The sequence below is a fragment of the Acrocarpospora macrocephala genome (genome assembly GCF_009687865.1).
Classification (GTDB): Bacteria; Actinomycetota; Actinomycetes; order Streptosporangiales; family Streptosporangiaceae; genus Acrocarpospora; species Acrocarpospora macrocephala.
Genome location: NZ_BLAE01000100.1, coordinates 1 through 13,581, shown reverse-complemented (window position 1 = coordinate 13,581; position 13,581 = coordinate 1). Strand labels below are relative to the sequence as shown.

Sequence of the window (13,581 nt, the reverse complement as noted above, 5' to 3'; positions counted from 1 at the left end):
TTGAACGGGAGACAACCATGGCTGAAGTGCGCGCGGAGATGGTGGCGAACGTCTGGAAGGTCGTCGTCGCCGCGGGAGACGCCGTCGAGGACGGCGACACCCTGGTCATCCTGGAGTCCATGAAGATGGAGATCCCGGTGCTGGCTGAGGACGCCGGTGTGGTGGCCCAGCTGAAGGTGGCCGAGGGCGACGTGATCCAGGAGGGCGACCTCATCGCCGTCATCGAGTAATTCTGGCCAGGAAACGTTCCCGGTCGACGAGCATGCGTTCGATGGTCGCGGTGAACACCAGAACCCCCCGCCGGTCGACCGCGGTGACCGAGAAGACGAGCCGTCTCCCCTCCACTTCGGTCAGCTCGGCGGCGATCTCGACGTGCGCGCCGACGCCGGTGGCGGCCAGGTGGCTGAGCTCGACGCGGGTGCCGACGGACGTCTGGCCAGGCTCCAGCTCCTTGGCGATCGCCGCCGTGGTGACACCTTCGGCGAAGGCGAGCAGCCGGGGCGTGGCCAGCACGGGCACGTCCCCGCTGCCGGCGGCGATGGCGGTGTCCTCGCGCTCGACCATGATCGTCCGGGAGGCGCGCAGGCCGGGTGCCAAAGTCATGTGCGCGATTGTATTGGGAGGGGCCGTGGACACTTATTGCGATCATTGTGGCGCGCCGGTGAATGTGGGCGATCATGGCGGATGTCGTGCCGCACGGGTGATGGAGCCGCCGCGTTACTGCGGCACGTGCCGCCGCAGAATGGTCGTGCAGGTCACGCCGACCGGGTGGACCGCGCGGTGCGCCGAGCACGGCACAATTGCGTCTTGACCCTTTTCGCGGGGGGTAAAACCCATTCGTCCGTAGCCCGCTACACTTCCGCACAGGTTCTTGTGACCGTGGCGTGACCCGCGTCTGCTTGGTTGGACAACTCCGGGGTGGCTGTGATTTAGGGGGTAATGGGGCACCATGGTTGCCCGAGGGACGACGCTCGACGGGCGCTACCGCTTGGACGTCCGTATCGGCGCCGGTGGTATGGGCGAAGTGTGGCGGGGCGAGGACACGGTTCTGGCTCGCACCGTCGCCGTTAAGGTGCTGCTCCCAGGCCGCCTGGACGACCCCGGCTTCGCCGTGCGGTTCCAGGGCGAGGCCCGCGCGATGGCCACCATCAACCACCCGGGTGTGGTCGACGTCTACGACTACGGCGTCACCGAGGTGCCCGGCGATGGTCCCACCGCCTATCTGGTGATGAAGTTCGTGGACGGCGAGCCGCTGGACAAACTGCTGTCCCGGCTCGGGCGGATCCGCCCGGAACCGGCCATGGAGCTCATCGCCCAGGCCGCCGCCGCGCTGCAGGCCGTGCACGACCGCGGCATCGTGCACCGCGACGTCAAACCCGGCAACCTGCTCGTACGGCCTGACGGCACGCTGGTCCTCACCGACTTCGGCATCGCGCGCTCGGACGCGGCCAGCCGGTTGACGGACGCGGGGATGGTGCTGGGCACGGCCGCGTACTGCGCGCCGGAGCAGGCCGAGGGTGAACCGGTCACGTTCGCGGTGGACATCTACGCGCTGGGCGTGGTCGCGTACGAGTGCCTGCGCGGGCGGCGCCCGTTCGAGGGCGACACCCCGGTCACGATCGCGCTCAAGCACATCCGCGAGATGCCGCCGCCGCTGCCCGCCGACATTCCGCCCGCGATCCGGCACGTGGTGGAACGTGCCCTCGAGAAGGCCCCGGCCGACCGCTGGCCGACCGCCGCCGCGATGAGCCAGGCCGCCGCGCAGTCGGTCCACGCCGGTCCGGTGTCGGCGGCTTTCCCCGAGCCGTTCCCGCAGACCGGCGGATTCGCGGCCGAACCTGCCAGTCAGGGGTACGGCGGGCCGGTCAGCCAGAGCTTCAGTGGGCCGGTGACCGGGGCTACCACGTGGAACGAGGAGGTCCGGGTGGGCGAGGGCCCGCCCACCGGGATCACCGCCGTCACCCCGCAGCAGCCGAACCGAGCGTCTCGCCGGGCCGCCAGGAAGGTCCGCAGGGGGCCGGTCATCCTGGCGGCCGGGCTCGGTGTCGCGCTCTTCTCGGGGCTCGCGGTGGTCGGCTTCAGCCTGGCCAACGCCGGTTCGGGCACGGAACCCACGCAGGAACCGCACGCTGGCATCGTCACCGAGTCGCCGAGCCCGACGCCGTCCACCACGCGCAGGTCGTCGCGCCCGCCGAAGTCGCCCTCGCCGTCGCCGACGAAGGAGCCGGTCACGCCGTCCGTGGAGCCCTCCACGGAGGAGCCGACGCCCACGCCGACGCCGACGCCGACCAAGCGTTCCCCTTCGCCGTCGCCGAGCCCCACCGGGCCGACCAAGACGGTGCCCGTCCTGTGGCAGCGGACCGAGGCGCAGGCCAGGACCATCCTGCTGAACGCCAGCTTCAAGCCCAAGTTCACCTTCAAGGGAGACTCGTCTCTGGGCTGCACGTCGGTGTTCAAGCAGGTTCCGCAGGCGAACACTCGGGCTCCCGTCGGTTCGACCGTCACCGTGTCGGTGAACTATGTCCCGTGCCCGTCGCCGACTCCTAGCCCCACGCCGAGCCCCTAGACGCCGGTCGTGGTGCGCGGGTAGGCGATCTCCGGGTCCGTGGCGATGTTGACCAGGTAGGGCACGCCCGAGTCGAAGGCGCGCTGCAGCGCCGGGCCGATCTCGGACGGTTTCGTGACCAGCTCGCCGCCGCCGCCGAGGGCGGTCACGACCTGGTCGTAGCGGGTCTGCGGTTGCAGGTCGGCGGCCACGTCGTAGCCGTACAGCATGCGCATGGGGTGCTTTTCCAGGCCCCACATGCCGTTGTTCCCGCAGATCATGACGACCGGGAGGTTGTGGCGGACCAGGGTGTCGACGTCCATCAGGGAGAAACCGGCCGCGCCGTCGCCGAGGAGCAGGACCACCTGGGAGGACGGGCGGGCGATCCGGGCCGCGATGGAGTAGCCCAGGCCGGTGCCCAGGCAGCCGTACGGGCCTGGGTCGAGCCAGTTGCCGGGTTTGCGGGGCTCGACGTACTTGCCGGCGTAGGAGACGAAATCGCCGCCGTCGCCGATGACCACGGCGTCGTCGGCCAGCTGGCGGTTGAGCTCGCCGTACACGCGCATGGGGTGGATCGGGTCGGAGTCGGACTCCAGCAGATCGGCGTCGGCGGCGATCGCGCTCGCGGCCGCTTCGCGGAGTTTCTCCGTCCAGTCCGGGCGCGGGGTGACGCCCGCGGTGGCGCAGGCCTGGGTGAGGGCCCAGAACAGCATCGACAGGTCGCCGGCCGCCGAACCGGACAGGCCGGTGTGGGTGGCCAGCTGGGAGGGCGCGTCGGCCAGGTGCACCACGCGGGCCAGCGGCGCGCCGTCCTTGCCGCCGAACCAGCCGTAGCCGAGCCGGAAGTCGAGCGGGGCCCCGGCCACGATGACCAGGTCGGCCTGGCCGAACGCGAGGCCGCGGGCGCGGGTGGCGAGCAGCTCGTGCCCGGCGGGCAGGATGCCCCGGCCCTGGCCGTTGGGGATCACCGGCAGCCGGAACTCCTCGGCGAAGTCGCGGGCGGCCTCCTCGGCGCGGTCCATCCAGACGTCGGAGCCCAGCACCAGCACCGGGCGTTCCGCCTCGGCCAGCAGGCGCGCGATCTCGGCCAGCCGGTCCGGGTCGGGTTCCAGCGGGGACGGCGCCAGCGTCTCGGTCGCGCGTTCCTCGGCCGGGGCGAACAGGTGGTCCATGTAGAAGTCCAGGAACACCGGGCCGCGATGCGGGGCCAGCGCGGTGCGGAACGCCATCTCGACGTCCTGGCCGATCGCGTCCGCGCCGGACCCGGTGAAGGCCAGCTTGGTGATCGACTCGAACAGGGGCGGATGGTCCATCTCCTGCAGCGCGCCGGAACCCCAGCGGGACGCCGGCGCCCTGCCCCCCAGCACCACCACCGGGGAGCCGTTGAAATGGGCGGTCGCGACGCCGGACACCCCGTTGGTGATCCCCGGTCCCGCAGTGAGCACCGCGAGCCCCGGCTTGCGCGTCAGCCGCGCGGTCGCCTCGGCGGCGAAGACCGCGCTCTGCTCGTGGCGCACATCCAGAATGCGCATATCCTCGTGCACGGCCCCGTCGTACAGAGGGAAGACGTGGCCACCCGAAAGCGTGAACATCGTGTCGACGCCGTAGGCCTGGGAGACGGCGACCGCGATGTCACCGGCATGCTTGTCCATGCGCTGAAACCTACCAGTCGGTTAACTAGCGGGGCAGGAGATGCTCATGCTTCCCGCCCCGCCCCTCTTCATGCCTTCCGGCTGGTACGGCTTGCGCGCCGGCGGTCTGGCCCAGGTTCCCGGCGCACGGGTTCACAGCGTCTGGGACAGTGCCTTGATCGGCATCTTCAGGTCCTGGAGCAGCCCCAGATCCTGCTCGGCCGAACGGCCCAGCGTCGTGAGGTAGTTGCCCACGATGATGGCGTTGATGCCGCCGAGCATGCCGTCCCGGGTGCCCAGGTCGCCCAGGGTGAGTTCGCGTCCGCCCGCGTACCGCAGGATCGTGCGGGGCAGGGCCAGCCGGAAGGTGGCGATCGTTTTGAGCGCTTCGGTGCCGTCCACCAGGGGGTAGTCGGAGAAAGGCGTACCAGGCCGGGGGTTGAGGAAGTTGAGCGGCACCTCGTCCGGCGCCAGCTCGCCCAGCTGGGCGGCGAACTCGGCGCGCTGCTCCACCGTCTCGCCCATGCCGATGATGCCGCCACAGCACAGCTCCATGCCCGCCTCGCGCACCATCAGGCAGGTGTCCCAGCGCTCCTCCCAGGTGTGCGTGGTCACCACGTTGGCGAAATGCGACTCGCAGGTCTCCAGGTTGTGGTTGTAGCGGTGTACACCCATCGCCGCGAGCTCGTCCACCTGCTCCTGCGTGAGCATGCCGAGCGAGCAGGCGACGTTGATGTCCACCGCCGCCCTGATCGCCTTGACGCCCTCCCGGACCTGCTCCATCAGCCGCTTGTCGGGCCCGCGCACGGCGGCCACGATGCAGAACTCGGTGGCGCCCGTGGCGGCCGTCTCCTTGGCCGCCTCGACCAGCGACGGGATGTCCAGCCAGACGGCGCGCACCGGCGAGGAGAACTGCCCCGACTGCGAGCAGAAGTGGCAGTCCTCCGGGCAGCCCCCGGTCTTCAGCGAGATGATCCCCTCGACCTCCACCTCCGGCCCGCACCACTTCATCCGCACCTCGTGCGCGAGCGCGAGCAGATCAGCCACCCGCTCGTCGGGCAGGGTCAGGCAGGCCAGCGCCTGCTCCCGCGAGAGCCCTCGCCCGTCCTCCAGAACCTGTTGCCGCGCGACATCGAGAATGTCGGCCTGTACGTCACTGCGAATCTCGGTCTCCGTCACAGGCCAAAGCCTAAGGGCGACCGATTTCCCCCGGGCTCCAACCCGCCATCAGCGCGGCGGAGTCACCTCCGCCCGGAACTTCGCCGCGTCGAACCCCCCGCCCAGCACCGGCGCGAGCCCCCCATGAGCGACAGTCCGGAAATCTCCGGAATCGAGCGCGCCCGCCCCTTCCGGCAGCGCCCCCGCCAGCGGCCGCGCCCCCAACATCTCCAGATCCGCCACATTGCACCGCTCCGCCAGCCCCGGCTCCCTCGGCCACGACCCGATCACCACTCCCGCCAGCGCCAGCCCCCGAAGCGCCAGCACCTCCAGCGTGAGCGCCGTGTGGTTCAACGTCCCCAGCCCCGCCCTCGCCACGACCAGCACCGGCGCCTGCAACGCGTGGGCCAGATCCGCGATCGTCGCCCCCTCCTCATCGAACCGGACCAGCAGCCCACCCGCCCCCTCGACCACCACCAGCCGATGCGACTCGGCCAGCGCCCCGATCCTGGCCGCCGCACTCGTCAGCGAAACCGGCGGCAACCCGGAAACCCGCGCCGCCGCGGCCGGAGAGAGCGGATCAGGAAACCGAGCGAACTCAAACGTCGTCGTCACCCCCGACAGCCGGATGACCTCATCCAAATCCCCGGCCTCCCCCTCGCCAACCCCCGTCTGAGCAGGCTTCACCACCGCCACGGAAGCCCCCCGCCCCACCGCCAAAGCCACGATCGCCGCAGTGACCACCGTCTTCCCGACACCCGTATCGGTCCCGGTAACAACCAGCACACTCATCCGCCCAACTTTAGAGCGCACCGGGAGTGAGCACTCGATCTCCGAGATCTGTGCACGCTACTCACCGTTGACGTCCTCCGCTTCCCACGTCACCATGACCGAGAACGGTTCGCAGAGTTTCTCGAAACGGAGGCATCATGCGCGCGCGGTTCCTCGGCAAGGACCCTGATTCACAAGAGGGCCAGTCACCCACCCTGTTCGCCACCGACCGCACCGACCGCGTGACCTATATCGCGCAGGGCTGGAGGGTGACCGACCCCCAGGCGCTCGCCGACGTCGGTGATGTGCCCGACCACGAGACCTTGATCGAGATACCGGAAGACGTGCTCAAGATGTATGCGCGCCGCTACCTGGCGATGGAGGGCGAGCGCTGACCTCCTTCATCGAGCCCGGTCCCGAGTTCGGCAAGCTCTTCCGCACCTTCGAGCACACAGCGTTCAGACTGGAAACGCGCGACCACTACAGGTCCGCGAACGAGGCGGCGGCGCTGCGTCAGTTCGTCGCGGGCGAACCGGTTGACCTGGGCTGGTTCCAGAACTGGCTGACCATGATCCGTGCGGCTGCGGCCGAGGGCCGTCGCTTCACCCGAGTACGGGTGGTCACGGTGCCGCTCACCGACTACAGCCGCTTCGGTGTGTTCTGCTCGGAGCACACCAACGCGGCTGGTGAGGATATCCGCTATCTCGCCCGTCAGGACGCGGTCGGCCTGCCGGACTACGACTACTGGCTGTTCGACTCGTCCAAGCTGGTGCGTCTGCACTTCGACGGCGACGAGAACTTCCTGGGCGGTGAGCTCATCGAGGAACCTGCCGTGATCGTGGCGCACAACTACTGGCGAGATGCCGCCTGGCACCGCGCCGTACGACGGGACGATTTTGCCGCCGAATAGAACGACCGGCGTCACCAGCGTTCACGAGGCCCGTGACGCGCTGGGCAGACGACTCCGCGAGTTGCGCCAGGCCGCAGGGCTCAGTGGCCGGCAACTCGCGGAGTCTCTGTCGTGGCCGCCTTCCAAGGTGTCCAAGCTGGAGAACGGCCGTCAGACACCGACCGACGACGACGTTCGCGGCTGGACGGCTGCCACTGGCAGCGCGGGCGAGACGGAAGCCCTGCTCGCTTCTCTGCACACCCTCGAAGTGCAGCACGCCGAGTGGCAACGCCAGCTCAAGGTCGGTCTGAAGCCACACCAGCAAGAGATCGCCACCCTCGACGCCAGGACGCGCCTGTTCCGGGCGTTCGAGTCCACGTTCATCCCTGGCCTGCTCCAGACGGCCGAGTACGCCCGATTCCGCTTCGCCCAGAGCATCACCGTGTTCAAGGTGCGCAACGACATCGATGAGGCCGTGGCCGTACGGGTTCAGCGGCAGGACATTCTGTACCGGCCCGACAAGCGCTTCCATTTCATTCTCACTGAGGCGGCCTTGCGTTACCGGCTCTGCCCGCCAGGGATCATGCTGGGGCAGCTTGATCGAATGGTCTCCTTTTCGGCGCTGCCGAACGTGAAGCTCGGTATCATCGGCTTCGAGACCGCCTATACAGTCGCGCCTGCTCATGGCTTCTGGCTGCTGGACAACGACCGCGTGATGGTTGAGACGTTCTCTGCTGAGCTGAACCTCACACAGCCGCAAGAGCTGGCCCTGTATAGCGGCGTCTTCGACTCGCTGGCAGCCGTGGCGGACTATGGCCGGAGTGCCCGCGCGATCATTAACCGCGTAATTGAGGATCTTGCTCACGAAGCACCGGAGGATGACGACTGAATTACGGGAACGGCAGCTAGAATTTCGAGAAATATCAAGAAACTTTCTATACACTGCCACCCCTTCCTCCTAATCTCCCGTTAGAGACGGCGAACCGCATGGAAGCCGCGGTTTCACCAGAGAGGGAGATTTGGTGATCATGCAGGCCGACAAGCTCCGGGACGCGCTTGTCGATCGGATCGCGGCCACGCACGAGATGCTGGGCCTCGCGCTGACCGCCGAAGTCGAAAGAGCGCTCCGGACAGTACCCCGGCACGGCTTTACTGGGGATGCCCCCCTTGAGGTCGCCTACGGGGATATCGCAGTCGTCACCAAGCGCGACGAGAGTGGCATCGCCCTGAGTTCGGTGTCGGCGCCATGGCTGGTCGCCATGATGCTCGGGCAGCTCCAGGTGCAGCCCGGCGACCATGTCCTGGAGATCGGCAGCGGAGGTTTCAACGCGGCGTTGCTTCGAGAGCTGGTCGGCGTGGACGGCTCGGTGACCACGGTCGACATCGACTCCGATGTCACCAACCGTGCGGAACGCTGCCTCACCGAGGCGGGCTACACCGACGTCCAGGTGATCTGCGGAGACGCTGAGTACGAGGTCGAGCCCGGCCGGACGTTCAACAAGATCATCGTTACGGTCGGGTCGTGGGACATACCCCCGGCCTGGGTCTCCCAACTCGCCGAAGGCGGACGGCTTGTCGTCCCGCTCCGCACCATGGGCATGACCCGATCGTGGGCGCTGGAACGCGAGGACGGCGTCCTGCTGAGCCGAGGTCACCTGATGTGCGGGTTCGTGCCTATACAAGGCGCGGGAGCCAGCCGTGGGAGCGGGATTCCCCTGCGGGAGGACGACCAAGTCGGCCTCTGGCTGGACGAGGGCCAGCTCCTGGATGGCGCGTCGCTCGACGGCGTGCTGGCTCTGCCACGGGCCGAAGCATGGTCAGGCGTGACGACGGACCCGAAAGTGCCGTACGACGACCAGGACCTTTGGCTCGGCACGGCTCTGCCAGGTTTCTGCCTGCTCACCGCGCAGCAGGAGGCGATCGACAACGGCGTCGTCGAGTTGACCTGGCGGTACGGCACCCCCGCCTTCGTGGACGGCGAGAACGTCGCCTACCGGGCCAAGTCTCGCCAGGTCGGCGCGGGCGTCCACGAGTTCGGTGCGTACGCCCACGGTCCCAGCGCGGACATGGCCGCCGAACTGATGGCCGAGCAGATCAGGGCGTGGGATCGGGCCGGTCGGCCGAGCCCGCGCCTGTCGGTACACCAGACCGGAACGCCGGACGCCGATCTGCCCGGCGGGTTCGTGCTGGACAAGCGGCACACCCGCCTCGTGATCTCCTGGCCGATGGCCAGGTAGCCCCATCCAGATCGAAAGGACCCTGCGCCATGGATCCAAGCGAGTTCATCCTCAACGTTCGCCTCGTGGACGCGGGGCCGGTGGCCTCGGTGATCCCCTCCGCGGACTGCACCAGCGACGGCTGCGGCCAAACGCCCGGCAGCGCGGGCATCACCAACTGTTAGACCACGTCACACGCTCCCCGCTTCCGGCTATCTGGCCGGGAGCGGACGGGAGGGCAGGCCAGGTGGACCGACCGGAATTTCGAGCTGTGGACGCGGCGGTCATTCGCGCCGCCGCTTACCCCCAGAATCTGACGCTACCGCCCTGGCCGGACCTTACCCACGAGGATGTGCCCGGATGGCTGACCTGGCTTGAGCAGGTCTGGGTGTTGGAGGGTGTGGCCGAGGTCGTCGCGGTGGCCAGCCCTGACCTGGCCCGTAGGATCACCGACCTGTGTGAGCACGCGAGGGTGTTCAAACCGCGTCAGATACGGCGCGCGGTTGAAGCACTCGCTCGCTACCTGCTGCGGTGGACGAGCCGGGCTACGCCGTTCGGGCTGTTCGCTGGGGCCGCCCCCGTCGAGCTGGCCCCGCACGCCTCGGTTCGGTGGGGCGGTCGGCACATCGCCGTCTCTCGCCCGGACGCAGTCTGGCTCACGGACTTGATCAGTGACCTTGAAGCGACCGCAGGTGCTGCGGCAACTGCCGGTCGTGGTAAACGATCTTGGTTTCGCGCGGGGCGGCGACTGGGTTGTCCCCTGCCAGCGCTCCACCGAGGGTTCCTTGTCGGACGTGTCCGTCCGCCGTACCGCAGCCGTCCGCATGGTTCTCCAGGCAGCACGGAACCCGATCAGGTTCGGCGATCTCCTATCGAAGCTCGGCGCCGAATCCCCGCAGACGCCTCCGGCGATCATCGAAGGCATGCTGACCGCCCTGGTGGACCAGCGTGTGCTGCTCACCGCCCTGCATCCGCCGCTGACGGTCACAGATCCCCATGCCTATATCGTCGCCCAGCTCAAAGGGATCGACGGCGTTCCGGAGATCCGCGGCCAGCGGTCGGCGGTGGACCTGCGGCTGAACTGCTCGATCAGCCTGCCCCCGGCCGTGCTGCGCGAGGCGGAGGCCGCTGCCTCGATCCTGGTGCGCCTCGCCCCACCGCGGCCCGCCTGGCAGGCCTATCACGCCGCCTTCCTGGAACGGTACGGCCCAGGCGCGCTTGTCGGAGTCCGGCAACTCGTGGACGCCGACACCGGGCTCGGCTACCCGGCCGGCTACCGGGGCTCGCTGAGCAAGGTCGCCCCGCAACTCCTGTCCAGGGACGTAAGGCTGGCGGAACTCGCCCTGCAGGCCACGCTGGATGGCTGTACCGACTTGGTGCTCGACGACCGGACTGTGGCCGAGCTGGCCACGCCCGACGCCGCTCCGGCCGCACCCCACACGGAGTTGCGTTTCAGCCTGCACGCCCGCACGCCTCTCGATCTTGACGCCGGGAAGTTCACCCTGATCGTCGTCAGCGCTTCGCGGCATGCGGGAACCTCGGTTGGGCGGTTCCTCTATCTGTTCGAGCCCGGTGACCGCGACCGGATTCAGCGGGCCTACTCCGCCCTGCCGACGGGCACGCCAGGCGCGCTCGCCGTGCAGCTCTCGTGCCCGCCTCTGTCGGCACGCATCCGCAATCTCGCCCGGACCCCAGAAGTCCTGCCCTTGCTGCCGATCGGCGAATATCACCACCCGTCACAGTCGGCGCTCCATGTTGACGATCTGGCGGTGACCGCCGACGCCCACCGGTTCTCCCTGAGGTCCTTGTCACACGGGTGCCCGGTCGAGCCGCTCATGCTGAACGCGGTGGACCTACGCCACGGCACGCACCCGCTCGCCCGGTTTCTTTGCGAGATCAACACTGCCCGGAACAATCCATGCGCCCCTTTCTTCTGGGGGTACGTCGCCCAGCGTTTCCCTTTCCTCCCGCGCGTCAGGTGGGGGCGAACGGTGCTCAGCCCCGCACGTTGGAACATCGGTGCCGGCGGTCTGCCCAGCCCGAGCGCTTCATGGCAGATATGGGCCCGGTCCTTCCAGGAACGTCAGCGAGCACACCACATCCCCGATGTGGTTCAACTCGGCGATGACGATGTCCGTATCCGCCTGGATCTCACCGAGCCCGCGCATCTGACGCTTCTGCGCGCCCACCTGAACCGGACCGGAAATGCCGCCCTGACGGAGGGAAACGCTGAGTACGGCTGGATCGGTGGCCGACCCCACGAGATCGTTGTCCCGTTCGCCCTCAAGGCGAACCCTCAGGCGGTCCCACCGCCCCGGCGATCCACTCTGGCATGTCCGGGGCCTGGCCGCTTGCCCGGCGCCTCTGAATGGTTCTACGCGAAGCTGTACGGACATCCAGGTCGCCAGGCCGATCTCCTCACGATCTACCTGCCCGACCTGTTGTCGGCCTGGGACACCGGCTCGCCAGATGATTGGTGGTTCCTCCGCTACGACGACCCCGAACCGCATCTGCGACTGCGGTTGCGACTTCACGACCCCGGACAATACGGAGCCGCCGCCCATCTATTCGGGGCCTGGGCAACCCGCGTCCACTGCGACGGACTTCTCCGTGACTTCACCCTGAACACCTACCATCCCGAAACCGGCCGGTACGGCACCGGCGCAGCCCTCCACCAGGCCGAGACCGCCTTCGCCGCGGATTCCGCTGTCGCGGTCGCCCAGTTGCGTACCGGCCTGAACGCCCAGGCTCTGGTGGCGGCCAGCCACGTGGACATCGCGACGAACTTCATCGGCGGTGATGGTCTGCCCTGGCTGGTTGAGCAGGTGGCCCGTGGCGGGGAGCCGGCTCTCGATCGTGATGTGCTGGGACAAGCGCGCCAGCTCCTGCCCGTGCCCCCTGGCCTCCTTGAACGTCGGCGTACGACGCTCAGTGAGTACAGGGCGCAACTCGACGGTGATGACGTCAACGCCATCCTCGCCGACCTCCTGCACCTCCACCATGCTCGCATGATCGGGATCGATCCGGACTCCGAGCGTACGTGCCTGCGGCTGGCACGAGCGGTCGCACAGGAACTGATCGCACGCGAACGAACCTGACGACGAGATGACCATGGAGCAGCCTCACCAGGCTCTCAGCGGGGGAGCCGCCGGGATCGCGCTCCTGCACATCGAACGAGCCCGAACCGGTGCGGGGACCTGGGAGGAGGCGAACGCGTGGCTGGAAGTCTCCGTCCGAGACGGTGTCAGCGTCAGCGGCAACGCCTGCCTGTATTTCGGCGCCCCAGCGCTGGCGTTCGTCTTGCACGGCGCCGCTGACCAGCCGGGAATCAGCCAGGCCCTGGCCACGGTGGACGCGGGTGTGCGGGTGGTCGTCCGCAACCGTCTGGACGCCGCGCACCGACGGATGGACGCGGGCGATCGGCCGGCACTGGGCGAGTTCGACCTGATCGGCGGACTCAGCGGGTTGGGTGTGTGCCTGCGGCGACGCGGCTGCCGTGATCTCCTGCGTGAGGTTCTCGCCTATCTGGTGCGGCTCACTGAGCCGCTCGGTGGACTACCCGGTTGGTGGACGCTCTCCTCGGCCGGCCGCACCTTTAACGATCCCCCTGGAGGTCACGGCAACAACGGGATCGCGCACGGCATCACCGGGCCGCTGGCTCTGCTGTCAATGACACTCAGCGAGGGCACCTTGGTCGACGGGCAGGTCGAGGCGATCAGGCGAATCTGTGCCTGGCTCGATCTTTGGGAGTGCCGGCACGAGGCTGGTGCCTGGTGGCCCGAGACGGTCACAGTCGGCGACCTCCAACGTGGCAGGACGTCCCAGGCAGGGCCGCTTCGGCCATCCTGGTGCTACGAGTTAACTGAACTAAATCATGAGTTTTCGCAGTTCAGGGGCATGTTGGCGGTGTCTCTGTTAGCGTCCCGCCTCATGGTCGGTGGGAATGATCAGCTGGATCTGGCGAGGGTGGTCGTACTCGATTTGGGACGGCTGGCCGAGACCGGGAATGCATGGGAGCCGTTCCAGCTGCTGGATGCTGACGGTGTACTGGTGGAGCCGGTGGCTGTTTTCTTCGCCGGGCTCCAGGCGGAGGAAAAGTCGGTTTCGACGCTGAGAGCCTACGGCAACGACTTGTTGCTGTGGTGGCGGTGGCTGGCGGCTGTCGGGGTTGCGTGGAACCACGCGACCACGATCGAGGGTCGGGACTTCCTGCGGTGGATGCGGATCGCGGACAAGCCGACTCGAGTTCATTGGCGTTATCGGGATGGGGCTTCGCCACCAGCCTCAGATGAGAAGCCCGGAACGGTGAAGCGTGCGTCGGCGGGGGCGAACCCGGTGACGGGGAAGGCAGGGCCTGGCCTCAAGTACGCG

At 68.3% G+C, this 13,581-nt stretch carries 14 protein-coding genes and 1 pseudogene; 11 read left to right on the top strand and 4 right to left on the bottom strand.

The window, feature by feature from the left end:
- Nucleotides 1–17: 17 nt before the first annotated feature.
- Nucleotides 18–230, top strand: coding sequence for a biotin/lipoyl-binding carrier protein (locus tag Amac_RS49765; protein ID WP_155345191.1), 213 nt, complete (start codon nt 18–20; stop codon nt 228–230).
- Here the strand turns inward: Amac_RS49765 and Amac_RS49760 are convergent.
- Entirely contained in the window at nt 220–603 is a 384-nt protein-coding gene (locus Amac_RS49760) for a thioesterase family protein (protein ID WP_155361431.1), read from the bottom strand. The two genes, Amac_RS49765 and Amac_RS49760, sit on opposite strands and share 11 nt — an antisense overlap.
- Here Amac_RS49760 and bsaP point away from each other — a divergent pair.
- Nucleotides 539–811, top strand: coding sequence for a biotin synthase auxiliary protein BsaP (gene bsaP / locus Amac_RS58455; protein ID WP_444978814.1), 273 nt, complete (start codon nt 539–541; stop codon nt 809–811). The two genes, Amac_RS49760 and bsaP, sit on opposite strands and share 65 nt — an antisense overlap.
- Before the next feature lie 138 nt (nt 812–949).
- The gene (locus tag Amac_RS49755; protein ID WP_155361430.1) at nt 950–2,566 is read left to right on the top strand and encodes a serine/threonine protein kinase; all 1,617 of its coding nucleotides are present in this window, start codon (nt 950–952) and stop codon (nt 2,564–2,566) included.
- Here Amac_RS49755 and Amac_RS49750 read toward each other — a convergent pair.
- The 3 genes from Amac_RS49750 to bioD form a co-directional block, all read right to left on the bottom strand.
- Nucleotides 2,563–4,197, bottom strand: a complete 1,635-nt coding sequence (locus Amac_RS49750; RefSeq protein ID WP_155361429.1) for an acetolactate synthase — start codon at nt 4,195–4,197, stop codon at nt 2,563–2,565. The genes Amac_RS49755 and Amac_RS49750 overlap by 4 nt on opposite strands.
- Before the next feature lie 132 nt (nt 4,198–4,329).
- Complete coding sequence (bioB, locus tag Amac_RS49745; RefSeq protein WP_155361428.1) at nt 4,330–5,355, bottom strand: biotin synthase BioB; 1,026 nt, start codon at nt 5,353–5,355, stop codon at nt 4,330–4,332.
- Nucleotides 5,356–5,403: 48 nt separating this feature from the next.
- A complete protein-coding gene (bioD, locus tag Amac_RS49740) occupies nt 5,404–6,126 on the bottom strand; it encodes a dethiobiotin synthase (protein ID WP_155361427.1) in 723 nt (240 codons plus the stop codon).
- A 137-nt stretch (nt 6,127–6,263) separates the two neighbouring features.
- On the opposite strand from bioD, the gene Amac_RS49735 reads away from it, so the two are divergent.
- The 8 genes and pseudogenes from Amac_RS49735 to Amac_RS49705 form a co-directional block, all read left to right on the top strand.
- On the top strand, nt 6,264–6,500 hold the full coding sequence (locus tag Amac_RS49735) for a hypothetical protein (RefSeq protein WP_155361426.1): 237 nt from the start codon (nt 6,264–6,266) through the stop codon (nt 6,498–6,500).
- The gene (locus Amac_RS49730; RefSeq protein WP_155361425.1) at nt 6,497–7,015 is read left to right on the top strand and encodes a DUF6879 family protein; all 519 of its coding nucleotides are present in this window, start codon (nt 6,497–6,499) and stop codon (nt 7,013–7,015) included. The genes Amac_RS49735 and Amac_RS49730 overlap by 4 nt, the downstream gene beginning before the upstream one ends.
- Entirely contained in the window at nt 6,966–7,883 is a 918-nt protein-coding gene (locus tag Amac_RS49725; protein WP_155361424.1) for a helix-turn-helix domain-containing protein, read from the top strand. The genes Amac_RS49730 and Amac_RS49725 overlap by 50 nt, the downstream gene beginning before the upstream one ends.
- Before the next feature lie 139 nt (nt 7,884–8,022).
- Entirely contained in the window at nt 8,023–9,231 is a 1,209-nt protein-coding gene (fxlM, locus tag Amac_RS49720) for a methyltransferase, FxLD system (protein WP_155361446.1), read from the top strand.
- A gap of 29 nt (nt 9,232–9,260) precedes the next feature.
- Entirely contained in the window at nt 9,261–9,395 is a 135-nt protein-coding gene (locus tag Amac_RS57625) for a hypothetical protein (RefSeq protein WP_281356421.1), read from the top strand.
- A 62-nt stretch (nt 9,396–9,457) separates the two neighbouring features.
- A pseudogene (locus Amac_RS58280) lies at nt 9,458–11,330 on the top strand (lantibiotic dehydratase family protein); the annotation flags it as partial.
- Nucleotides 11,319–12,308, top strand: coding sequence for a thiopeptide-type bacteriocin biosynthesis protein (locus tag Amac_RS58275; RefSeq protein ID WP_373869951.1), 990 nt, complete (start codon nt 11,319–11,321; stop codon nt 12,306–12,308). The pseudogene Amac_RS58280 and the gene Amac_RS58275, both read left to right, overlap by 12 nt.
- Before the next feature lie 13 nt (nt 12,309–12,321).
- Nucleotides 12,322–13,581 (top strand): lanthionine synthetase LanC family protein (locus Amac_RS49705; protein WP_155361422.1); only part of this gene is annotated, 1,260 nt, incomplete at its 3' end.

Excerpts from the sequence above, each read along its gene's own strand:
- Amac_RS57625 (WP_281356421.1), top strand. The coding sequence starts at position 9,261 with ATGGATCCAAGCGAGTTCATCCTCAACGTTCGCCTCGTGGACGCGGGG.
- bioD (WP_155361427.1), bottom strand. The coding sequence starts at position 6,126 with ATGAGTGTGCTGGTTGTTACCGGGACCGATACGGGTGTCGGGAAGACG.
- Amac_RS49755 (WP_155361430.1), top strand. The coding sequence starts at position 950 with ATGGTTGCCCGAGGGACGACGCTCGACGGGCGCTACCGCTTGGACGTC.
- fxlM (WP_155361446.1), top strand. The coding sequence starts at position 8,023 with ATGCAGGCCGACAAGCTCCGGGACGCGCTTGTCGATCGGATCGCGGCC.
- Amac_RS49760 (WP_155361431.1), bottom strand. The coding sequence starts at position 603 with ATGACTTTGGCACCCGGCCTGCGCGCCTCCCGGACGATCATGGTCGAG.
- Amac_RS49735 (WP_155361426.1), top strand. The coding sequence starts at position 6,264 with ATGCGCGCGCGGTTCCTCGGCAAGGACCCTGATTCACAAGAGGGCCAG.
- Amac_RS49725 (WP_155361424.1), top strand. The coding sequence starts at position 6,966 with ATGCCGCCTGGCACCGCGCCGTACGACGGGACGATTTTGCCGCCGAAT.
- Amac_RS49750 (WP_155361429.1), bottom strand. The coding sequence starts at position 4,197 with ATGGACAAGCATGCCGGTGACATCGCGGTCGCCGTCTCCCAGGCCTAC.
- Amac_RS49765 (WP_155345191.1), top strand. The coding sequence starts at position 18 with ATGGCTGAAGTGCGCGCGGAGATGGTGGCGAACGTCTGGAAGGTCGTC.
- bsaP (WP_444978814.1), top strand. The coding sequence starts at position 539 with ATGGCGGTGTCCTCGCGCTCGACCATGATCGTCCGGGAGGCGCGCAGG.